The following is a 22,586-nucleotide window of genomic DNA, read 5'->3' as shown; positions in this document are numbered from 1 at the left end:
GACGGTTCTTGTGTGGAAAAACACCGAGTCCGGAAACGGGCTTGTCGTGCCCCTGATCCGACTTATCCACAGGGTCAAGCGGAGTCCCGAGATCCGCGAGATCGTCTGCGCATGACGAATCACGGCGAAACGACTGGACCCCTCGAAAACGGCGACATCGCAGGGCAAGAGCCATGGAACGAGCGGTCCGCACACGACACCCAGGTCACCCTGCGCACCCCGGCCGAGCTGGCCGACGCCCTGCCCTATCTGCTCGGCTACCGCCCCGAGGACAGCATCGTGCTGGTCGCCCTGCACGACCGGGAAGGCCGCGGCAGGTTCGGGGGCCGGGCACGGCTGGGCATCCCCGCCGCCGAGGAGGACTGGGCGACGGCCGCACGACAGCTGATCCAGGGGCTCGTGACCGGCAGCGAGCGGCGTGGCACCCGGCCCGAGCGGATGGTCGCCTACGTCTGTCAGGAACCGGGCCGCGGCGAGACGGGGCGGGACGTCATGCTCCGGCTCGCGCCGCTCGCCCATCTGTTGCGCACCGAGTGCGGCACGCTCGACGTGCCGGTGATCGAGGCCCTGTGCATCTCGGACGGCCGCTTCTGGTCGTACTGCTGCCCGCTCGAGGGATGCTGCCCCGAGGACGGAACGCCGATGGGCCTGCCCGGCACCTCGGTGCTGGCCGCCGCGGCCGCATATGCGGGGATCCAAGTGCGCGGCACACTGCGCGAGTTGCGCGCGAGGCTGCTGCCCTGGGAGACCAGTGCGGCCCTGGCGCAGGAGATCGCGCTCGACGCGGCCGGCATGTCCCTGGTGCCCCGCATCCTGGACGACGCCGCCCGCGGGAGCGTGGCGCAGGAGACCATCGAGCTCGCCGAGCGGATCATCCGCAGGTTCGCCGCGGCACTGCCGGTGACCGGCACGTACGCGGCCGACCTGCGCGACGACGAACTGCTCGCAGACGACGAGGCGGCGACGCTGATCCTCGGGCTCCAGGACCGCACGACGCGTGACCGGGCGGCAGCATGGATGGAGGGCGACGAGGCAGCTCCGGCCCTGCGACTCTGGCGGGCGCTCGCCCGCCGCTGCGTCGGCCCGTACGGCGAGCACGCTGCCGCCCCGCTGACTCTGGCGGGCTGGGTCGCCTGGTCGGAGGGTGATGAGCTGGAGGCCCGGGAGGCCCTTGCCATGGCACTGGGCGCCGACCCCGACTACCTGTTCGCCCGCCTGCTGCACCAGGCCTGCAACGAAGGACTCGACCCCGAGTCCATCCGACGCTGTCTGCGCGCGGATCGCGAGGACCGAGCACAGGCCGGGAGCGCGCAGCGGGCGGGTACGGCGGTGGAAGCAGCCCTGGATGCACCTGCGGACGCACCTTCAGATGCTCGGTCGGGAACCGACGTCACAGATTCCGGAAGTTCCCCTCGAGCGGATGGCTGCACTGCCGGTCCGGCCTCGGGGAGTGGTTCTCGGCGGCGCCGCCGAACGCGTTCCGCGCCGAGCAAGGGCAGCAGTTCCCGTCCGTCCCGAGGGGAGGCCGGACGCCAGCGTCCGACCGGCTCCCACCCCCAGGCGCCGACCGCTGGACCTTCGCGTTCGAGTAGCGCGAGGCCGGGTGGCACGCGCACACGTTCAGTCGACGGTGCAGGCCGCGGCACCTCGGCGGGCAGCGATCAGCTCGAGACGGAGGGAGGCGGATGAGCGCCCAGCCGGGGAGCGCCGGCCGATGCCAGGACGTGCTGCCGGCCGGCAGCACGGCGCGGGGGCATGCCCCAGCAGGACAGGAAAGGGAGAGGGAAGGTGCACCGCGTCGGCGGGCGTCGGGCTTCTTCACTTCGCTTCGACGGGCGTCGGGCTTCTTCAAACCGCGTCGATGGGCGGCTGGTGCCTGCACACCGAGTCGATGGGCGGCAGGTGTTGTCAGGATGAGCCGCTTCAAGTGGGTGCGGTGGTGCTGTGGGGAAGGCCCCTTGATGAACCCCGCCCGTCGCTCTCGTCGCCCGAACCGCTTCGGTGGCATGGGCTTGAGCCGAGCGCGCCGCCCGTACCGCCCCAAGGTGCCGCTCGCCCGACGGACGTTCGAACCGGTGAGCGCCTCGGCGACCGGGCGCCCCTCTCCGTCACATGGCCGTTCCACCGGCTTCCTCCGTGCGAGGCGTGACCCCGACGAGTCCCTCTCCGTTCACCTGAGTGGCGGAACGCCCGGACGGGTGGAGCCGCCGCACGACCCTTGCTCCTCCGGGCGCTCCACCCCGCGCCCAGCACGTCCGAGGCGCACCGAGCGCAGAAGAAGCCACTCCATGCATCAGCAGCAGACTCGGCCCTTCGCCGCCGACGACATCGGCCCGCCCCAGGGCGGGCGCGGTCCCCTCCCGCAGGCCGGGGCCGGCAACAGCGCACCAGCAGCCGGCCGTGTCCTGGGTACGCCTCCGAGGTCCCCGGTGGCCCAGGGCTCCCCCCACGCTCCGCCTCCGCCCGCGCGCGGCCCCCTCCGCACCGCGACCGTGCCGCCTCCCGGCGCCTCCGCGCGCACTCCGTACCCGACACCCCGGCCCGCCCCGGACCTGCCGTCCACGCACACCGCGCTGATCTGCGTCGCTCTACCAGGGCTCGCCATCTCCGGCGGGCAGGGAGAACTGGCCGGCCGGGGGCTGGAAGGCTTCTACCGGGGCGGCAGGCGTCTGCTCTCGCGATGCCAGGTCCGAGTGGCCGGACGGGAGCCGCTCGTGGTGCAGGCCAGAATGGCCGGGGCCGACCAGGCCCGCTTCGTCGGGACGCTTCGGGCCTCTCCGGCCGCGGGCCCGGATCCCGACGTCGTCGTCGAGCGAACCCGCAACGCGGACGGGACCGAGCGCATCACGCTGCTCAACGCCTCCCTGCGTCCCTTGCGCCTCCCGGTCGAGGTCGCCCTGGGCACGGATCTCGCCGACCTCGGCGCCATCGCCTCCGGTTCGGCCGGCCCCGAGCTGCCGGCCAGCGTCCACGACTCGGGCCTGCGCTGGGCCGCGGCCGGCGTCGGAGCCTGCGTCACCGCTCACCCGCCGCCCGCCGACGCGCTGGCCTCCGCCGGACTGCTGCGCTGGGAACTGGAACTGCCTCCGGGCGGAACAGCGGACGTGGAACTACGGGTACGCCCCGACGGACCGGGCGGAGCACCGCTGCGCGCCGTACGCCAGGCCGCGACGAGCCCCCTCGCGCCCGCACGGGCGGCAGGTGACGACCCTCGGGCGGCCGCACTGCTGGGGGCCGCGGTCGACGACCTCCAGGCCCTGCTGCTGCGCGATCCCGCGCATCCCTCCGACACCTACCTGGCCGCAGGTGCACCCTGGCGCTGCGGAATGGCACCGGCCGAGGCGCTTGCCGCCGCCCGGATGACGCTGCCTCTCGGCACCCGGCTTGCCGCGGGCACACTGCGCGCCCTGTCCCGCACACAGCTTTCCGGCCCCGGCCCGCGGGCCGGCCTCATCCCCGGTCCGCGACGCGATGCCGGCGCGCTCCTCCCGCCCGCGTGCACGGGCACGGAGGCCACGCTGCTCTTCCCGGTCCTGCTCGCCGAGGCCCGCCGCTGGGGGCTGCCCGAACAGGAGACACAGGACCTGCTGCCCGCGGCAGAGCGCTGTCTGACCTGGCTGCGGGCCACCGCAGGTGACGGCACGTACCTTGCCGACCCGCAGCCGACGGGTCCGGTCCGCTGTGAGACACAGGCCCACGCTCACCGGGCGGCCGTCCTCGGCGCCGATCTGCTCGACGCCTACGACAGGCCGGGGGGAGCCGAGTTACGGCAGTGGGCCCAGGCCGCGCGGAACGCCTTCCGGAAGGACTTCTGGGTCGAGGACCGCAGCGGCGGACGCCCGGCCGCGGCCCTGGCGCAGGACGGCCGTCCTCTTGTGCACCTCGGTTCCACCGCCGTGCATCTCCTCGACACCGGGCTGCTCGGCGCAGGCAGACTCGCCGCCGGCCTGCTCGACAAGGTGCAGACCGAACACCTTGCCCGGCTGCTCGGCGGCCCGGCGATGGACACGGGGTGGGGGCTGCGCGGTCTCGGAGTCAAGGAGGCGGGACACAACCCGTTCGGCCACCGCAGCGGAGCCGTCCGCGTCCAGGAGACCGCACTCGCCGTCGCCGGACTGGCCGCTGCCGGTTACGAGAAGGAGGCGTCCGGTCTGCTGAGGGGACTCATGGACGCGGCGGAGCACTTCGGCCACCGGCTTCCGGAGATGTACGGCGGGCAGCAGCGCTCCGCCGGGAGTGCCCCCCTCCCGCACCCGGCGGCCTGCCGCCCGGCGGCGACGGCTGCGGCCTCCGCCGTCCTGGTTCTGACCACGCTCGCGGGTATCCGCCCCGACGCTCCCGCCCGCACCGTCACCCTGCGTCCTGTACGCGGCGCCCCCCTCGGCGAGATCACCCTGACCGGCCTGCGCGTGGTGGGCGCTCCCTTCGCCGTGCGGGTCAGCCGGCTGGGCCTGGCCATGGTCGAGGACGCGGCGGACGGCCTGCAATTGGGGGTGTGACCTCGTACGACGTAATCGGAGTCATGGACGGGCGCCGCCCCTGCGCTCCGTTCTGGACGAAGTGGATCCGCCATCGATGCGGACGGCGAAGGGAGTGTTTATCGTCAGGCAGACGACTATGATCGCCGCATGCCCTACGACCCGTCAGCCTTTCCGCCCTTCGCCGTCACCGTGGATCTGGTCGTGCTGACCGTGCGCCGCCATGCCCTGTGCGCGCTGGCGGTCCGCAGGGGTGAGCCGCCGTTCCAGGGGCGCTGGGCGCTGCCCGGCGGCTTCGTGCGGGCCGACGAGGACCTGTCCCAGGCGGCAGCGCGTGAGCTGGCCGAGGAGACCGGGCTGCGTGCCCACGATCCCTCGGTTCCCGTCCAGGACAACGGCGCCCACCTGGAACAGCTCGCCACCTACGGCGACCCGAAGCGGGACCCGCGGATGCGTGTCGTCAGCGTTGCACACCTAGCCCTCGCCCCGGACCTGCCCGCGCCCCGGGCCGGAGGCGATGCGAGCAATGCGCGCTGGGCACCGGTCGAGGAACTGCTCCAGCAGGGTGGATACGGGCGTGACGGCGAGCCGGTGGCACCCCTCGCCTTCGACCACGCCCAGATCCTCGCCGACGGAGTCGAGCGGGCGCGATCCAAGATCGAGTACTCCTCGCTGGCCACCGCGTTCTGCCCGCCCGAGTTCACCGTCGGAGAGTTGCGCAGGGTCTACGAGGCGGTGTGGGGCGTGGCTCTCGACCCGCGCAACTTCCACCGCAAGGTCACCGGAACCCCGGGATTCCTCGTTCCGACGGGCGGCACGACCACCCGTCAGGGGGGTCGGCCGGCCCAGCTCTTCCGGGCCGGCGGAGCCACTCTGCTCAACCCTCCGATGCTCCGTCCCGAGGTCTGAGGGGTTCTGCCACCCGCGGCACCTGGCTGCCTGAGCCGAGGGCATGCGCCGGTGCCCGATCCGTCGAATGGCGGACATGAGCCCTCCTGGCTCGGACGCCACCGCGCAGCAGGTCGGGTTATACCGGAAAAACCGGACATTGCGCGCTATCTTGCTGCAGGTGATCCAGGCCTTCGGACTGACCAGCAACGCCCGCAAGGCGCACCCGCCCGCTGTCGACGACGTCTCCTTCGAAGCGCGCGCCGGCCGTGTCACCGCGCTCCTCGGGGCGGCGGGCGCGGGCAAGACGGCCGTGCTCAAACTTATGCTCGAACTCCAACAAGGTCGAGGCATCACCCATTTCAGGGGCCGGCCCCTGCACTGCATCCCGCATCCGTCGCGGGAAGTCGGCGTGCTCCTCGGTGACGTGCCCGGTCATCCGGCCCGCTCGGTCCGTGGTCACCTGCGCATGCTGTGCGCGGCGGCGGGCGTCTCCGCCCGGCGCGCCGACGAAGTCCTCGAAGTGGTCGGCCTCGTCAGCCTCCGCGAGGAACGCCTGGGCACCCTCTCGCGCGGCATGGACCGCAGGCTGGGGCTGGCCTGCGCCCTGCTGCCCGACCCGCACACGCTCGTGCTGGACAACCCCACCGGTGGACTTTCGGCCCGCGAGGCGCGCTGGTTGCACGGCATGCTGCGGGCACACGCCGCCCAGGGCGGCACCGTGCTGTTCACCACGGCCGACTCCAAGGAGGCCGCTCGCACGGCCGACCGGGTCGTCACCCTCGGCTGCGGCAAGCTTGTCGCCGACCAGGCGGCCAGGGAGTTCGCCCGCACTCGCCTGCGTCCGCGGGTGGCCGTACGCAGCCCCCACGCCGCCCGCCTCGCGGCCCTCCTTGCCAAGGAGGCACGTACCGCCCAGCGCTCCGTCGAGGTCGTACGGGAGGGCGGCAACCGCCTCTCCGTGTACGGCAGCACAACGGCCGACGTCGGCGAGACCGCGTTCCGCAACGGCATTCTCGTCCACCAACTCGCCGACGAGGTGGGGGACATGGGGCCGGGTGCGGGAGAGGGGTCCGGGGACGAGGCGGAGGTGTGCGACGAGGCGATGGCGGCCGGACGGGAGCAGCCCGCTCCGGACTGCGTGCCGGACGGGGCTCCGCACAGGGCAGGCGGGCGCCTGCCGGAGGAATGCGCCTCGGAATCCCCGGAGGCGGCGCCCCACCACTCGGACGAGCAGCGGGAGCCGGTGCAGGCCGTGTCCGGCGTCTCGGCGCCGGACACGGAGGAGGCCCTCGGTGGCGAAGGGCCGTCGCGCGGTGGTGCCCGTCTCCGCCTGTCCGGGCCGGACCACGAGGAGATCACTGGCGGCGCCGTCGCCGCAGAGACGTCCAAGGCCGGCACGGCCCCGGAAACCGACCGCACGTCCTCTGACACCGCTGCTCGTGCCGACGCGGCAGACGGCGACGACGGTGCTTCTCCCGTCGGCGCAGCGGTCGCCGTCGGCAGCCGGCCCGCCGCATCCGCGGCGGAGGCCGGTCTCCCGGGGGCCGCTGAGCCGGAACCGCGGCCCGGGGCGACGCGCACCGCCGTCGATGCCAGGGCCGCCGGTGCGACCGTTCCCGGTGCCCGCGTTCCGGATGCCCGGAATGCGGGCGACCGTCAACCTCAGGCTGGGCAGCCCTCGCGCCCCGAAGCCACACGTATCCTCGACGACCTGTCCCCCCTCCCGCCGCCCATCTCCGTTCGCCCGGCCCACAGTCCTCTCCGTCCGCTGCGCTACGAACTGCGGCGTGCCACCGGAATCGGCGCCGGATTTCTCACGTGCGCGGCCGTGCTGGTGGTGTCCGCGATCACCGCCGTAGTCCTGGCGCGGGTCGGGCACACACAGCAGGCACGGCTGTTCGCGGCGTGGCCACGGGAGCTGCCGCTGCCGCCCGCGGCGCTCGCGGCGGGGCTGCTCGGGGCGCTGGCCTTCGGGGACGAGTTCCGCCACCCCGCGCTGGCGGCGGACCGCGGCACCGTGCCCCGCCGGCTGGGGCTGCTCACCGCCAAGCTTCTCGTCTCCGGAGCCACGGCCGTGATGCTGGCCTTCCTCACCGTGGGCTGCGACGCCGAGATGCTCTACCTCGTCTACGGACGGGAGCTCACGCAAGTTCCCTCGGACTGGCTTCCACTGAGCGTGAGTTGGTTCGGGCTGGTGGTCGGCTGTGCCTGGGCCGGGGTCCTCGCGGCCGGCGTCTTCCGGTCCACCACGGCGGGCCTCGCCGCCGTCCTCGCCGTACCCGTTCTCGTCGTTCCCCTCGTGCACGAGGCGCTGCAAGGGCAGGCCGTGCCCATGGCGGCCGGCCTGCCCCTGCGGATGCGGGAGGTGTTCCTCCTGCAGTGGCCCTTCGGAGGGGAGCGCTACCTGCTCGGTGTGGCCCGGGTCGTCGCCCAACCCGTCGGAGGTGCCATGACGTTGTCGCTCGGCGCGCTGCTGTGCGCGTATGTGCTCACGACACTGCGAACCAGGGCCCGATGAAGGCTGTCCGCACGCTTCCGGACCCGCTGTGTGCACAACTCCCCGGAGAAAGCCCGTTTCTTTCCGATAAGGCGTCAATTGCGATGCGGTGAGCGATCACCCTTTCGTGTGCTTTTCACCAAAGACCTCAAGGGAGTTGAAGGGGGCGCCGACAAAGGATCCGTGAGTACCCTTGCGCACACCATGATGACCGCCGCCCGCTCCGCAGACTCTGGTCTGTCCGGCCCGGGCGAACTCGACCGCTACCCCTACGCCGAGGCCCCGGTGGCCGACCGCGTCGGAGCGCCCGCCTGGGAGGGAGCGGACCCGGAGCTGGGCCGCGTGGGCCGGCGTGCCGCGGGCAGCCGCGGACGCGGACTGCACGGCCAACTCGTCCAGCAGCTGGGTCAGATGATCGTCTCCGGCGACCTCGGGGCGGACCGCCCGCTGGTACCCGAGGAGATCGGCCAGCGCTTCGAGGTCTCCCGGACGGTCGTCCGCGAGTCCCTCCGCGTCCTGGAGGCCAAGGGCCTCGTCAGCGCGCGCCCGAACGTCGGCACCCGCGTGCGGCCCGTCAGCGACTGGAACCTCCTGGATCCGGACATCATCGAGTGGCGGGCCTTCGGGCCGCAGCGCGACGACCAGCGCCGCGAGCTGAGTGAGCTGCGCTGGACGATCGAGCCCCTCGCCGCCCGCCTCGCCGCCGGGCACGGACGGGAGGAGGTGCAGCAGCGTCTCTCCGACATGGTCGAGATCATGAGCCACGCCATGGCGCAGGGCGACGCACTGACCTTCTCGCGCGCCGACACCGAGTTCCACACCCTGCTCATCCAGATCGCGGGCAACCGCATGCTGGAGCACCTCTCCGGGATCGTCTCGGCCGCCCTCCAGGTGTCCGGCGGCCCGGTCACCGGCTGCGACCGACCGAACGAGAGCTCCCTCGCGCATCATGCGCGGATCGTCGACGCGCTCGGCACCGGCGACGGTGCGGCTGCGGAGACGGCCATGCGCCAGCTGCTGACGGTCCACCCTGAGGTGGAACGAGTGGTCCCCGCCCCGCGCGAGCACTGAGCCGTACCGAAAGCGGTGTGGTCGCCGGTGTGCCGCGTTGTGGTGGCTTCTCGTGGCGGCGCCGGGCCAGGGAACCGGCCGTCGCCGGGCCCCACCGGATCCTCGGAATCCGGTGGGGCCCGGCGACGCGGCAGGCCGCCGCGGTGGGCGGAGCGGCTTCGGTCGATCCATTGGTGATCTATTTTGTCCACACCTGACCGTTTATGGCCGCTTACGGGGTGTGACTCGGGCCACGCAGATTGGGCGTAACGCTCGTGGGAACAACGCGATGACCTAAGAGGTGACAGCCGCGGAGGGAATACGGACGCCATGACAGGCGCTGTGAATCTCCCCGGCCCCGCCCGTTCCGTCGGCCCATCCCCAGGCCGGTGGTCGGCTCCTGTCCGCTGTGGACGGGGCCGGAAGCCGTTTTCCAACGTTCCGAGAGGTTGTTCGTGTCGGCCAGCACATCCCGTACGCTCCCGCCGGAGATCGCCGAGTCCGTCTCTGTCATGGCGCTCATTGAGCGGGGAAAGGCTGAGGGGCAGATCGCCGGCGACGATGTGCGTCGGGCCTTCGAAGCTGACCAGATTCCGGCCACTCAGTGGAAGAACGTACTGCGCAGCCTCAACCAGATCCTTGAGGAAGAGGGTGTGACGCTGATGGTCAGTGCAGCAGAGCCCAAGCGCACCCGAAAGAGCGTCGCAGCGAAGAGCCCGGCGAAGCGCACCGCCACCAAGACGGTCGCGGCGAAGGCGGTGACCACCCGGAAGGCCACCGCCACCACGGCCGCCCCGGCTGCGCCCGCAGCTTCGCTGGCGGACGATCCCGCCGAGGAAGCCGCACCGGCCAAGAAGGTCGCCGCCAAGAAGACGACCGCGAAGAAGGCGGTCGCGAAGAAGGCCGTCGCCAAGAAGACGGTCGCCAAGAAGACCACGGCCAAGAAGGACGACGCCGAGCTGCTCGAGGAAGAAGTCCTCGAGGAGACCAAGGTCGCCGACGAGCCCGAGGGTGCCGAGAGCGCCGGCTTCGTGCTGTCCGACGAGGACGAGGACGACGCGCCTGCCCAGCAGGTCGCCGCCGCCGGTGCCACGGCCGACCCGGTCAAGGACTACCTCAAGCAGATCGGCAAGGTCCCCCTGCTCAACGCCGAGCAGGAGGTCGAGCTGGCCAAGCGCATCGAGGCGGGCCTGTTCGCCGAGGACAAGCTCGCCAACTCCGACAAGCTCGCACCGAAGCTCAAGCGCGAGCTGGAGATCATCGCCGAGGACGGCCGCCGCGCCAAGAACCACCTCCTGGAGGCCAACCTCCGTCTGGTGGTCTCGCTGGCCAAGCGGTACACCGGCCGCGGCATGCTCTTCCTGGACCTGATCCAGGAGGGCAACCTCGGTCTGATCCGCGCGGTGGAGAAGTTCGACTACACCAAGGGCTACAAGTTCTCCACGTACGCCACTTGGTGGATCCGCCAGGCGATCACCCGCGCCATGGCCGACCAGGCCCGCACCATCCGTATCCCGGTGCACATGGTCGAGGTCATCAACAAGCTCGCGCGCGTGCAGCGCCAGATGCTTCAGGACCTGGGCCGCGAGCCCACCCCGGAGGAGCTGGCCAAGGAGCTCGACATGACCCCCGAGAAGGTCATCGAGGTCCAGAAGTACGGCCGTGAGCCCATCTCCCTGCACACTCCGCTGGGTGAGGACGGCGACAGCGAATTCGGTGACCTCATCGAGGACTCCGAGGCCGTCGTCCCGGCCGACGCCGTCAGCTTCACGCTTCTGCAGGAGCAGCTGCATTCCGTTCTGGACACCCTGTCCGAGCGCGAGGCCGGCGTGGTCTCCATGCGTTTCGGTCTCACCGACGGTCAGCCGAAGACCCTCGATGAGATCGGCAAGGTGTACGGCGTGACGCGTGAGCGCATCCGCCAGATCGAGTCCAAGACCATGTCGAAGCTGCGCCACCCGTCGCGTTCGCAGGTGCTGCGCGACTACCTCGACTAGGTCCCGGTCGCACCAAGGCGAAGGCCCGGTTCTCCTCGCGGGAGCCGGGCCTTCGTGCTGCGCGCAGCAGCCCTGTGGATGACTCTGGGTGTCCCAGCACCACCCCAGAGTGAGGAGCTTGCATGCGCCGTTCCGTTGTCCGGACTCTGATCCGGCCGCTGGCCCTGGCGGCCGCCATGACCGCCATACCCCTGATGGGAGCGGCCCCGGTGACCGCCGACAGTGTGGTCGTCGGGGGGTTCCCGATCGACGTCTCCCAGGCCCCTTGGACGGTGGCACTGTCCAGCCGTGCCCGGTTCGGGGGTACGCGGGCGGGGCAGTTCTGCGGTGGCGTGGCGGTCACGCGGACCACCGTGCTCACCGCGGCCCACTGCCTGGCCGAGGAGGTCCTGGGGGCGCCACCGAACCGTGTGCGTGACCTGAAGGTCATCGCGGGCCGTACCGACCTGCTCGCGGAAGGAGGCTCGGAGATCGCCGTACAGGACGCCCGGACCAATCCGCGCTACGACGCCGCGGCCAATTCAGGTGACTATGCCGTACTCACGCTCGCCGAGCCGCTGCCGCAGAGCGCAGTCGTGGCCACGGCGCCCGCGGGCGACCCGGCGTACGCAGCCGGAACGGACGCCCTGGTCTCCGGCTGGGGTGACACTACCGGTGGTGGCGCCTACGCGCGCCGGCTCTATGGAGCACATGTCCATGTGCTGGACGACGGTCTCTGTGCCCGCGCCTACCCGGGCGGCCCGGAGGGCACCTATCGAGCCGACACCATGCTCTGCGCCGGAGAGATCGCCGGCGGTCCGGACTCCTGTCAGGGCGACAGCGGAGGCCCTCTGGTCGCCTCCGGGCGGCTGATCGGCCTCGTGTCCTGGGGGAGCGGCTGCGGACGGCCGGGCAGCCCTGGCGTGTACACGCGCGTCTCCGACGTGCTGCGCGCCTTGCCGGCAGCCGCCGCGGGTCCCCAGCGGCCCCGGAAGGAGCCCTGAGGGGCTGTACGAGGGCACGAGCACGGGCGGCCGCTCCTGGCGAGGAGCGGCCGCCCGTTCACCGGCCTGTGCCGGGGCTGGCTCGTCGTGGGTGCGAGATTCAGCGCTCTTCTTCGGAAGTGATGCCGGGAACGGACGTAAGCCGCTCCGTCTCGTCCTGTATCTCAGCGGCGATCTTCTTGAGTTCCGGCTCGAACTTGCGTCCGTGGTGGGCGCAGAAGAGCAGTTCTCCGCCGCTGAGCAGCACGACGCGCAGGTATGCCTGGGCGCCGCAGCGGTCGCAGCGATCGGCGGCCGTCAGGGGGCTCGCGGGGGTCAGAACAGTAGTCACGTCGCCTCTTCTCTAGCTCGACGAGCTGTCGTACCAGGGTCAACATCCAACCAGCCCGAAAACGTTCCCGCTCGTGGCTTTTCCTCGAAAAATCTTTCCGGGGCGGCTGTCTGCTGCCGGTTGGCGGCGAATGTGCCGTAGTACGTGTGGTGTGTGCTTACGGGTTCGCGCTGTCTTCGGTTCACATCCTCCCGGCCGGGTTGCCGGTTGTTCATGAGGACGTGCCCGGAGCCTAAATGGTTCATGCCTCCAAGGGAACGTGATATGTACTTCACTCCATCGAGGGATCGAACGTGTATACGAGTCTGGACTAGGCTGAGTTCCTGACGAGGGTGGCGTTACAACGGCTCTACCAGGCCTCGGTACCCTCTGAGCGGCGACCGAAGCCGCCCCCTTACCCACAGGGGGGTCATCTGAAATTCAGCGAGGAGCGAACCGCGTGACCGCCGATACGTCCGTGCCGTCCACAGCGCTGCTGGCAGGAGCAGACCGGGACGGTTCCAACTACACCGCGCGGCACCTCCTCGTCCTCGAGGGCCTCGAGGCCGTGCGCAAGCGCCCGGGCATGTACATCGGCTCCACCGACAGCCGTGGCCTGATGCACTGCCTGTGGGAGATCATCGACAATTCCGTGGACGAGGCCCTCGGTGGCTATTGCGACCACATCGACGTGATCCTCCACGACGACGGCTCTGTCGAGGTGCGAGACAACGGCCGCGGCATCCCCGTGGACGTGGAGCCGAAGACCGGTCTGTCCGGCGTCGAGGTCGTCATGACCAAGCTCCACGCCGGCGGCAAGTTCGGGGGCGGCTCGTATGCCGCCTCCGGCGGCCTCCACGGAGTAGGTGCCTCCGTGGTCAACGCGCTCTCCGCTCGACTCGACGTCGAGGTGGACCGCAGCGGCCACACCCATGCCATCAGCTTCCGGCGCGGCGTGCCGGGCGCCTTCCGGGGGGACGGGCCGGACGCCAAGTTCGAGTCCGGTAGTGGCCTGGCCAAGGCCAAGAAGATCCCCAGGACCCGCACCGGCACGCGCGTGCGGTACTGGGCCGACCGGCAGATCTTCCTCAAGGACGCCAAGCTCTCCCTCGAGACGCTTCACCAGCGCGCGCGGCAGACCGCGTTCCTGGTGCCGGGACTGACGATCGTCGTCCGCGACGAGTTCGGGCTCGGCGAGGGCGGCAGCAAGGGTGAGGAGTCGTTCCGCTTCGACGGTGGCATCAGCGAGTTCTGCGAGTACCTGGCGAATGACAAGCCGGTCTGCGACGTCCTCCGCTTCTCGGGGCAGGGCACCTTCAAGGAGACCGTCCCGGTCCTGGACGAACACGGCCAGATGACCCCCACCGAGGTCACGCGCGAGCTGGTCGTGGACGTGGCGATGCGCTGGGGCACCGGCTACGACACCACCCTGCGCTCCTTCGTGAACATCATCGCCACGCCCAAGGGTGGCACCCATGTGGCCGGTTTCGAGCAGGCCGTCGCCAAGACGATGAACGAGATGGTGCGCGCCAAGAAGCTGCTGCGCGTGGCCGAGGACGACATCGTCAAGGACGACGCACTTGAGGGCCTGACCGCGGTCGTCACCGTGCGTCTGGCCGAGCCGCAGTTCGAGGGACAGACCAAGGAGGTGCTCGGCACCTCGGCGGCCCGCCGCATCGTGTTCAACGTGATCTCCAAGGAGCTCAAGGCGTTCCTGACGAGCACGAAGCGGGACGCGGCGGCGCAGGCGCGGGTCGTGATGGAGAAGGTGGTCGCGGCTGCCCGCACGCGCGTCGCGGCCCGCCAGCACAAGGACGCCCAACGGCGGAAGACCGCACTGGAGTCCTCGTCCCTGCCGGCCAAGCTCGCCGACTGCCGCAGTGACGACGTCGACCGCAGCGAGCTGTTCATCGTCGAGGGTGACTCCGCGCTCGGTACGGCGAAGCTCGCGCGGAACTCCGAGTTCCAGGCGCTGCTGCCGATCCGGGGCAAGATCCTCAACGTGCAGCGGTCCTCGGTGACCGACATGCTCAAGAACGCCGAGTGCGGGGCGATCATCCAGGTCATAGGAGCCGGGTCGGGCCGTACGTTCGACATCGACGTGGCCCGCTACGGCAAGATCATCATGATGACCGACGCCGATGTGGACGGCTCCCACATCCGGTGCCTGCTGCTGACGCTGTTCCAGCGCTACATGCGGCCCATGGTCGAGGCCGGCCGGGTCTTCGCCGCGGTGCCGCCGCTGCACCGTGTCGAGATCATCCAGCCGAAGAAGGGCCAGGACAAGTACGTCTACACGTACTCGGACCGTGAGCTGCGCGACAAGCTCATGGAGTTCCAGGGCAAGGGCATCCGGTACAAGGACTCCATCCAGCGCTACAAGGGTCTGGGCGAGATGGACGCCGATCAGCTGGCCGAGACCACGATGGATCCGCGCCACCGCACCCTGCGCCGGATCAACCTCGCCGACCTGGAAGCCGCCGAGCAGGTCTTCGACCTGCTCATGGGCAACGACGTCGCCCCTCGCAAGGAGTTCATCTCCAGCTCGGCGGCGACGCTGGACCGGTCCCGCATCGACGCATAGCCACGACGCCGGCTCGGGCCGACCTGACTGCTCACCAGGCGTAGGCAGGTCGGCTGGCGGGCGTCGGAGGCGGTCCCGTGCGGTGGTCGGTCGCGTGAGCAGCCAGCGGTGCTGGGGACTTGCCGGTGGTTGAGGCCTGCTGTCGTGCGGGGCCTGCGGTGGTTCGGGCTGTGCTGACACCTTCGGGCTCGGCTTTCCCTGCACCGGTTGCGCGGCTGGCCGGGACGATTCGGCAGGAGCGGGGCCCGTCTGGCAGGCTCACGGCTGACCCGGTGGGTTCACGGCTGCCCCCATGGGTCCGCGGCTGACCCGATGGGTCCGCGGCTGACCCCATGGGCTCGCGGCCGACCATACGGGTTCGCTGCCGGCCGCATGGGTTCATGACCGAGCGCGGGGGATCGACCGCGCCGAGAGGGGCTCGGGTGGCGGGAGCCGATGCGTCTTCTTCGATCTCGAGTGTTCCGTCCACCCGTGGGTGGAGGCGTGCCGTCTCTGAGGTTCCACCCGCGATCCACCCTCGCTGCGATCTCCTGACCTGCGATTTTCCGTAGCTTCGAAGCTGTCGGGCAGCGCTCGCTCCCGACACCCCCTTCTCGCTCACGGAGGCTGTCATGTCGGGGCTCGTCAACGCGTTGGTGATCGTGGCCGTAGCCGCCATAGTGATCGCGCGCCAGTTCCGTGCGCGGGCGATCGACACCGACCGGCGCTGGTGGCTGCTGCCCCTGATCCTCGGGGCCATGGCGCTGCGCGAGCCCGGCATGCTCGACGCCCACCACCGCGTCGAATCCGCTGCGCTGCTCGCCGTGGAGGTGCTCATCGGCCTGGCCATCGGCGCAGGCTGGGCCTGGACCACCCGCATCTGGACGGCACCGGACGGGGTCGTGTGGACCAAGAGCAGCAAGGCGAGCGTGGCTGTATGGGTCGGCGGCATAGCCCTGCGGGCCGGTCTCTTCGGTCTCGGCACCGTGCTCGGCGTGCATCAGGGCAGCTCGGCACTGATGCTCGGCCTGGCCGGCACCCTGCTCGTCCGGTCCGGGATCCTGGCCTGGCGGGCGCAGTCCCTCGGCTCCGCGAGCCGTCCGGCCCCGGCGTACGGTGACGACATGGGCCCGGCGTGGAAGGAGCGCGTGTGACGGAGAACGCCTGGTCGCGCTGGCCGTCACGGGAGGCGCTCGGCCGCGCGGGAACCCCACTGCCCCGCCGCCTGCTCGCCTGGGGCATCAGGGTGCTGGTGCTCGCGCTGCTCCTCTGGGGTGCGTTCAGCCAGAAACACGTCGGCGTCTGGGGCGCGCTCGCTGCTGTGGCCGGAGTCCTGCTGACCGGTCTCCTCTCCTGGGCCTTCTTCCGCAGTACCTACGAGCACCGGCTGGTGCGCTCGATGGCACTCATGGGTGTGCTCCTGGGCATCGCGGTCGCGGCCCAGGCCACGGGGTTCAGGGGACCGGCCCTGGTGATCTGGTGCGGCTGCGGGATCTCCGCCCTGGAGCGGATGCCCCTCGGGGCTGCCGTGCCCATGACCTCGGTGGCGCTGGCCTCGTACTCCGCGTTCAACAACGACGTGTGGCTGACCACGGCCGCCACGGTGGCGGGCATGGCCCTTGCCGGATACGTCCTTCGGCTCGACGCGGAGGCCCGGGGAAGCGCGCAGCGGCTGCTCGCCCAGGAGCGGGCCGCGAGCGCCGCCGAAGCAGAGTCGGCGGCGCTGGCCGAGCGGGCGAGGATCGCGCGGGAGATCCACGATGTGCTCGCCCACAGCCTCTCGGCGCAGCTGGTGCACCTGGAGGCGGCCCGGCTGCTGATCGAGCGCGGCGCCGACCGGGACCAGATCCTGGAACGGGTGGTGGCTGCCCGGGGCATGGCCCGCGACGGCCTCGCCGAGACTCGGCAGGCGCTGTCCGCGCTGAGGGGGGAGCTGACGCCCCTGGAGGACTTCCTGACCGAGCTCGTCAGGACGGGCGACGGCGCCGAGGTCACCGTCACGGGTGAGCGCAGACCCCTGCCGGCCGAAGCCTCACAGGCCGTGCGCCGGGTGGCGCAGGAGGCGCTGACGAACGTCCGCAAGCACGCCCACGGCGCCAAGGTGCACCTGCGCCTCGACTACGGCGAGCAGGAAGTGACGCTGGACGTCAGGGACTCGGGCGGTCGGCCGGGCGAACTCACGGGAGCGGGCGGCGGGTACGGTCTGCTGGGAATGCGGGAGCGCGCCGAACTGCTGGGCGGCTCGCTGGACGCAGGGCCGGACGAGGAGGGGTTCGTGGTGACGTTGAAGGTGCCCGTATGACGGAGGCGGAGGGGGAGAAGAAGCCCGCGCGCGTGGTGGTCGCCGACGACCAGACCGTGGTCCGGGAGGGCATCGTGATGCTGCTCGGGCTGCTGCCCGGTGTGGAGGTCGTGGGTTCGGCGGGGGACGGCGAGGAGGCGGTGAAGCTGGTCGGGGAGCTCGCGCCGGACGTGGTCCTGATGGATCTGCGGATGCCCCGCTGCGACGGTGTGGAGGCCACCCGGCGGATCCGGGCGGAGTACCCGGGGACCCAGGTCGTGGTGCTCACCACGTACGCGGACGACGAGTCCCTGTTCCCCGCGCTGCGTGCCGGGGCCCGGGGCTATCTCACCAAGGACGCGGGCGGCGACGAGATCGTCCGTGCGGTGGAGAGCGTCCTGTCGGGGGAGGCGGGACTGTCTCCGAGTGTCCAGCGCCGGCTGCTGGAAAGACTGTCGGAGCCCGACCCCGGGCCCGCACCGGCGGCCGAGGCGCCCGACGGACTGACCGCGCGGGAGACCGAGGTGCTGGTGCTGATCGCCGAGGGCCTGAGCAATCAGGAGATCGCCCGTGCACTGCATGTCTCCACCGCGACCGTGAAGACCCACATCAACAACCTCTTCGCCAAGACGGGCCTCAAGGACCGGGCGCAGGCCGTGCGTTACGCCTATGGGAAGGGGCTGGTGCGGCCGCCCGCGGAGTGAGTCACCTGATGGGGTGAAGAGCCGGGGGAAGAAGAGTCAGGGATCTTCCCGATCTGTCCATCCTTGGGCATGCAGTCAAGCGATGGTCGTTCCCGTGGAGCCGGGGATGGTCCCGGGAGTTCGGGCGGCAAGAGGGAAGACCACGGCGGGGCCTCTCGTGACGCGAGGTACGAGGACCCCTGGTACGACGCGTTGGCCACCGGCTGGGGCGAGTCGTACGGCACCGGGACGCCGGCACGGGCCGTGCCGTCCGCGCGCGGGGAGCAGCACGGCGCGGCGACTGTTCGTGCCCGTGACGTGTATGTCGAGGTGCAGCGCAGTGAGGCCTTCCAGGAGGTGCGCAGAAGGTACCGGAGGTTCGTGGTGCCGGGAGTCGCCGCCTTCCTCGCCTGGTACGTGGCGTATGTGGTCGCCGCGACGACAGCACCGGCACTCATGGCCCGTCCCGTGGCCGGGGCGGTGAATGTGGCGATGGTCGCGGGGCTCGGGCAGTTCCTCACCACGTTCGTCCTCACCTGGGCCTACGCCTGGCATGCGCGGCTGCGTCGGGACCGGGCGGCGCTGGAGCTGCGCTGGGACACGCAGGAACTGACCCGCGGAGTCCAGGGGGGTGCCTCGTGACCGGTGAGCACCAGATGCTGGCGCTGCTGCTGTTCAGCGGGTTCGTGGCCGTGACCTTGGGGATCACGACATGGGTGAGCCGCAGGCGGCACGGTTCGGCGGAGGAGTTCTATGCCGGCGGGCGGCTCTTCTCCCCCATGGAGAATGGTTTTGCCATCGCGGGCGACTACATGTCGGCGGCCTCCTTCCTCGGGGTCACGGGGCTCATCGCGCTCTACGGCTATGACGGGCTGCTGTACGTGGTGGGCTTCCTGGTGGCCTGGCTGGTCGTGCTGTTCCTGGTGGCGGAACTGGTGCGCAACTGCGGGCGGTTCACCCTGGCCGACGTGGTGGCCGCGAGGATGAGCGAGCGGCCGGTGAGGATCGCCGCGGGAACTTCCTCGGTCACGGTGTCCGTTCTGTATCTGGTGGCGCAAATGGTGGGCGCGGGCAGCCTCGTGGCGCTGCTGCTGGGTCGCACGAGCGGGGCGGCCCAGGCCTGGACGGTCATCGGGGTCGGTGCCCTGATGGTGATCTATGTGTCGCTGGGAGGGATGCGGGCGACCACCTGGATCCAGATCGTGAAGGCGGTTCTGCTGCTCAGCGGGACGGTCGTACTGACCGTGCTGGTGCTGGTGCACTTCCATGGCGACGTCGACCGGCTGCTGGTGGCGGCAGCGGACCGCAGCGGTCATGGGAGGGCGTTTCTGGCACCGGGTCTGAAGTACGGCGGGAGCTGGACCGCCCGTCTCGACTTCATCAGCCTGGGGCTCGCACTGGTGCTGGGCACGGCGGGGCTGCCGCACATCCTGTCCCGCTTCTACACCGTGCCGACCGCGCGAGCGGCACGCCGTTCGGCGGTGTGGTCCATCGGACTGATCGGCGGCTTCTACCTGATGACGATCGTGCTCGGGTTCGGTGCCGCCGCCGTGGTCGGGCCGCAGACCGTGCAGGGCTCGAACGCGGCAGGGAACACCGCGGTGCCCCTGCTCGCCCTCGACCTGGGCGGCGGTGCCGGCTCCACAGGTGGAACGGTTCTGTTCGCCATCGTGGCCGCCGTCGCCTTCGCCACGATCCTCGCGGTGGTCGCCGGGATCACGCTCGCCTCTTCGGCATCCGTGGCCCATGACCTGTATGCGTCCTTGCGGCGGCCGGACGCCCGGGCGCGCAGCGAGGTGGCGGTGGCGCGCGCCGCGGCGGTCGGCATCGGGGTCGTCGCGATCGCGCTGGGCCTGCTGGCCCGCGACCTCAACGTCGCCTTCCTGGTCGGCCTCGCCTTCGCGGTGGCCGCGTCGGCGAACCTGCCGGTGCTGCTGTACTCACTGTTCTGGCGCGGCTTCACGACGCGCGGTGCGGTGTGGGCTGTGTACGGCGGGCTGATTCCCGCGCTCGGGCTGGTTCTGCTCTCGCCCGTGGTCTCCGGCAGCCCGGACTCGCTCTTCCCGGATGTCGACTTCCAGTACTTCCCCCTGCAGAACCCGGGCATCGTCTCCATCCCGCTCGGCTTCCTCGCGGGCTGGCTGGGCACGGTCACCTCGGACGAGGTCGCCGACGAGGCCAAGTACGCGGAGACCGAGGTGCGGTCACTGACCGGCGCGGGAGCCGTGTAACCGGTTCGGAGGGGCGTGTGGCCGGTTCGGAGGGGCGTAGGGGGGAGGGACCGGGCTCAGGGTGCCACCCACGCGTAGCGGTGTTCCGGGCGGCCGGTGTCGCCGTACTTCAGGGAGAGGCGGAGGCGGCCCGCCTGTTCCAGGGTGCGCAGGTAGCGCTGGGCCGTGGAGCGGCTCAGGCCGGTCTCCGCCGCGACCTCGTGGGCCGACAACGGATGGTCCGCGCGGTGCAGGACGCCGCAGATGAGGTCGGTCGTGGGTTCCGACTGGCCGCTGGGCAGGCCCGGCGCGGACGGTGCGGAGGCCGTGCGCAGAGCCCCGAAGATCCGGTCGACCTGCTCCTGGCCCGTCAGCCCCCGGCCGCCCACCCGGTCGACGGTGCGGCGCAGCGCGGCATAGGAATCCAGACGGGTGCGCAGGGCGGCGAAGGTGAACGGCTTGACCAGGTAGTGCAGGGCGCCCAGGCGCATCGCCCGCTGAACGGTCGTCACATCACTGGCCGCCGTGATCATGATGACATCGGTGCCGTGGCCCTGCTCCCGCATACGGTGGACGAGTTCGAGGCCGGTCCGGTCCGGCAGGTAGTGGTCGAGCAGGACCAGGTCGATGGCGCCGCGTTCGACGGCGGCCAGGGCCTGGGCGGCGCTGTGCGCGCGGGCGGCCACCCGGAAGCCGGGAACCTTTCCCACGTACTTGGCGTTTATCTCTGCGACGCGGAAGTCGTCGTCCACGACCAGGACGTCAATCATCAGGCCTCTCCTTCAAGGCCGGCGAGCGTTAAGCCCGTGTTTCGTGCTCCGCAGTTGTAGCGCGAGCAAAACGAGCACAACAGGCTCTTGCGAGCAAAAGAACAGCTTGTGCTCACAAGACTGCTGCTGTGGCCGGGGCCACACCTACCGTCCGGCCCATGAGCGCAGACACCAGCCCCGCCATCGAGCTACGGGGCGCGAGCAAGACCTTCAGGACCCCGTCGGGGGGTCTGCACACCGCCGTCCGGGATCTGGACCTCAGGGTCGGCCGCGGTGAGTTCGTGGCCGTCGTCGGCCCGACCGGCTGCGGCAAGTCCACCACGCTGACCTTGGTCAGCGGGCTGGAGGAGCCCACCGAGGGGGAGGTGCTGGTGGCCGGGGAGCCGGTCGCCGGCGTCGGCGGCAAGGTCGGTTTCGTCTTCCAGCAGGACGCCACCTTCCCCTGGCGGACGGTCCTGTCCAACGTCATGGCGGGCCCGCGATTCCGGGGCGTGCCCAAGGCGGAGGCCAAGCAGAAGGCCCGCGAGTGGCTGGCCCGGGTCGGTCTCGCAGCGTTCGAGGACCGTTATCCGCACCAGCTCTCCGGCGGCCAGCGCAAGCGTGTCGCCCTCGCCGCCACCTTCGTCAACGACCCCGAGATCCTGCTCATGGACGAGCCGTTCTCGGCGCTGGACGTACAGACCCGGGCGCTGATGTCGGACGAGCTGCTGGAGCTGTGGGAGGGCACCGGTGCCTCCGTCGTCTTCGTCACGCACGACCTGGAGGAGTCCATCGCGCTGGCCGACAAGGTCGTTGTGATGACCGCCGGACCGGCGACCGTGAAGCAGATCTTCGACATCGACCTGCCCAGGCCGCGCAAGGTCGAGTCGGTGCGTCTGGAGCCGCGGTTCATCGAGATCTACCGCGAGATCTGGGAGTCCCTCGGCGAAGAGGTCCGCATCACCCGTGAAAGAGGTGTCGCTCATGTCGCCTGAGGTCCTCAGCACTCCGGTCGTCGAGACCGCCAAGACCGCGCCGGACCGCGCCCGCAGCCGAGCGCAGGCCGCCCGTCGGCGCAAGATCGTCGTCATTGCCGCACGCATGCTGCTCCTGGTGGCCGTCCTCGGGTCGTGGGAGGGGCTGTCCCGGGCGAAGGTCATCGACCCGTTCAACTTCTCCATGCCCTCCAAGATCTGGGACCAGATCTACACCTGGGTGACGCACGGAACCGCGCTCGGCTCCCTCGGGGAGCAGATCTGGTACACGCTGTACGAGGCGTTGCTCGGCTGGGTCATCGGTGTGATCGCCGGTGTCCTCCTCGGTATCGCGCTCGGTCGGATCACCTTGCTCGCCGAAGTTCTTGGTCCATACATCAAGGTGCTCAATTCGATCCCCAGGATCGTCCTGGCGCCCATCTTCCTGATCTGGTTCGGGCTCGGGCCGTCCTCCAAGGTCGCCTCAGCCGTCGTGCTCGTCTTCTTCCCCGTGTTCTTCAACGCCTTCCAGGGCGCCCGCGAGGTGGACCGCAACCTGGTGGCCAACGCCCGCATCCTGGGCGCGAGCGATCGCAGGGTGACCCTTCAGGTCGTCATCCCGTCGGCGACCTCCTGGATCTTCACCAGCCTGCACGTCAGCTTCGGCTTCGCCCTGATCGGCGCCATCGTCGGCGAGTACATCGGCGCCACCAAGGGCATCGGCCTGCTCGTCGCACAGTCGCAGAACACCTTCAACGCGGCCGGTGTGTACGCCGCGATGGTCATCCTCGCGGCCGTCGCCCTGGTCGCCGAGGGGCTGCTGACCTTCGCCGAGCGCCGCATCTTCCGTTGGAAACCCGCCGGTTCCGACAGCTGACCCGCCTGCCCCGCGCACTCGATCCTTCCCCGCACCGCCCTCT

At 70.7% G+C, this 22,586-nt stretch carries 17 protein-coding genes; 15 read left to right on the top strand and 2 right to left on the bottom strand.

Annotated features, from left to right (window positions below):
- Nucleotides 1-111: 111 nt before the first annotated feature.
- From ACZ7P3_RS35435 to ACZ7P3_RS35405, 7 genes are all read left to right on the top strand, one after another.
- A complete protein-coding gene (locus ACZ7P3_RS35435) occupies nt 112-1,689 on the top strand; it encodes a DUF4192 domain-containing protein (RefSeq protein WP_472088016.1) in 1,578 nt (525 codons plus the stop codon).
- Nucleotides 1,690-2,288: 599 nt separating this feature from the next.
- On the top strand, nt 2,289-4,499 hold the full coding sequence (locus ACZ7P3_RS35430) for a glycogen debranching N-terminal domain-containing protein (RefSeq protein WP_472088014.1): 2,211 nt from the start codon (nt 2,289-2,291) through the stop codon (nt 4,497-4,499).
- A gap of 129 nt (nt 4,500-4,628) precedes the next feature.
- Nucleotides 4,629-5,387, top strand: coding sequence for an NUDIX hydrolase (locus ACZ7P3_RS35425; protein ID WP_472088012.1), 759 nt, complete (start codon nt 4,629-4,631; stop codon nt 5,385-5,387).
- A gap of 160 nt (nt 5,388-5,547) precedes the next feature.
- Nucleotides 5,548-7,887, top strand: coding sequence for an ATP-binding cassette domain-containing protein (locus tag ACZ7P3_RS35420; RefSeq protein WP_472088010.1), 2,340 nt, complete (start codon nt 5,548-5,550; stop codon nt 7,885-7,887).
- Between the two features lie 162 nt (nt 7,888-8,049).
- The gene (locus ACZ7P3_RS35415; RefSeq protein ID WP_472088008.1) at nt 8,050-8,937 is read left to right on the top strand and encodes a FadR/GntR family transcriptional regulator; all 888 of its coding nucleotides are present in this window, start codon (nt 8,050-8,052) and stop codon (nt 8,935-8,937) included.
- Nucleotides 8,938-9,371: 434 nt separating this feature from the next.
- Nucleotides 9,372-10,913, top strand: coding sequence for an RNA polymerase sigma factor (locus tag ACZ7P3_RS35410; protein ID WP_472088006.1), 1,542 nt, complete (start codon nt 9,372-9,374; stop codon nt 10,911-10,913).
- A 122-nt stretch (nt 10,914-11,035) separates the two neighbouring features.
- Nucleotides 11,036-11,896 (top strand): serine protease, encoded by an 861-nt coding sequence (locus tag ACZ7P3_RS35405; RefSeq protein WP_472088004.1) that lies wholly within the window; start codon nt 11,036-11,038, stop codon nt 11,894-11,896.
- A 100-nt stretch (nt 11,897-11,996) separates the two neighbouring features.
- Here the strand turns inward: ACZ7P3_RS35405 and ACZ7P3_RS35400 are convergent, their stop codons facing one another.
- Nucleotides 11,997-12,227: a DUF7455 domain-containing protein gene (locus ACZ7P3_RS35400; protein ID WP_472088003.1), complete on the bottom strand. Its 231-nt coding sequence runs from the start codon at nt 12,225-12,227 to the stop codon at nt 11,997-11,999.
- A gap of 439 nt (nt 12,228-12,666) precedes the next feature.
- Here ACZ7P3_RS35400 and ACZ7P3_RS35395 point away from each other — a divergent pair, with 439 nt between their 5' ends.
- From ACZ7P3_RS35395 to ACZ7P3_RS35370, 6 genes are all read left to right on the top strand, one after another.
- The gene (locus ACZ7P3_RS35395) at nt 12,667-14,790 is read left to right on the top strand and encodes a DNA gyrase/topoisomerase IV subunit B (RefSeq protein ID WP_472088001.1); all 2,124 of its coding nucleotides are present in this window, start codon (nt 12,667-12,669) and stop codon (nt 14,788-14,790) included.
- A gap of 611 nt (nt 14,791-15,401) precedes the next feature.
- Entirely contained in the window at nt 15,402-15,923 is a 522-nt protein-coding gene (locus tag ACZ7P3_RS35390) for a DUF1453 domain-containing protein (protein WP_472087999.1), read from the top strand.
- A complete protein-coding gene (locus ACZ7P3_RS35385) occupies nt 15,920-17,071 on the top strand; it encodes a sensor histidine kinase (protein WP_472087997.1) in 1,152 nt (383 codons plus the stop codon). The genes ACZ7P3_RS35390 and ACZ7P3_RS35385 overlap by 4 nt, the downstream gene beginning before the upstream one ends.
- The gene (locus ACZ7P3_RS35380; RefSeq protein WP_472087995.1) at nt 17,068-17,754 is read left to right on the top strand and encodes a response regulator transcription factor; all 687 of its coding nucleotides are present in this window, start codon (nt 17,068-17,070) and stop codon (nt 17,752-17,754) included. The genes ACZ7P3_RS35385 and ACZ7P3_RS35380 overlap by 4 nt, the downstream gene beginning before the upstream one ends.
- Before the next feature lie 69 nt (nt 17,755-17,823).
- Entirely contained in the window at nt 17,824-18,375 is a 552-nt protein-coding gene (locus tag ACZ7P3_RS35375) for a DUF485 domain-containing protein (RefSeq protein ID WP_472087993.1), read from the top strand.
- The gene (locus ACZ7P3_RS35370; protein ID WP_472087992.1) at nt 18,372-19,964 is read left to right on the top strand and encodes a solute symporter family protein; all 1,593 of its coding nucleotides are present in this window, start codon (nt 18,372-18,374) and stop codon (nt 19,962-19,964) included. Before ACZ7P3_RS35375 ends, ACZ7P3_RS35370 begins: the two co-directional genes overlap by 4 nt.
- A 56-nt stretch (nt 19,965-20,020) precedes the next feature.
- Here the strand turns inward: ACZ7P3_RS35370 and ACZ7P3_RS35365 are convergent, their stop codons facing one another.
- Nucleotides 20,021-20,713: a response regulator gene (locus tag ACZ7P3_RS35365; protein ID WP_472087991.1), complete on the bottom strand. Its 693-nt coding sequence runs from the start codon at nt 20,711-20,713 to the stop codon at nt 20,021-20,023.
- 158 nt (nt 20,714-20,871) lie between these two features.
- Between ACZ7P3_RS35365 and ACZ7P3_RS35360 the strand changes: the two genes are divergently transcribed.
- Nucleotides 20,872-21,687, top strand: coding sequence for an ABC transporter ATP-binding protein (locus ACZ7P3_RS35360; RefSeq protein WP_472087990.1), 816 nt, complete (start codon nt 20,872-20,874; stop codon nt 21,685-21,687).
- Nucleotides 21,677-22,543 (top strand): ABC transporter permease, encoded by an 867-nt coding sequence (locus tag ACZ7P3_RS35355; RefSeq protein WP_472087988.1) that lies wholly within the window; start codon nt 21,677-21,679, stop codon nt 22,541-22,543. The genes ACZ7P3_RS35360 and ACZ7P3_RS35355 overlap by 11 nt, the downstream gene beginning before the upstream one ends.
- Nucleotides 22,544-22,586: the final 43 nt, after the last annotated feature.

The sequence above is a fragment of the Streptomyces sp. NPDC107581 genome, assembly GCF_055657175.1.
This window is presented reverse-complemented; position numbering and strand designations above follow the sequence as displayed.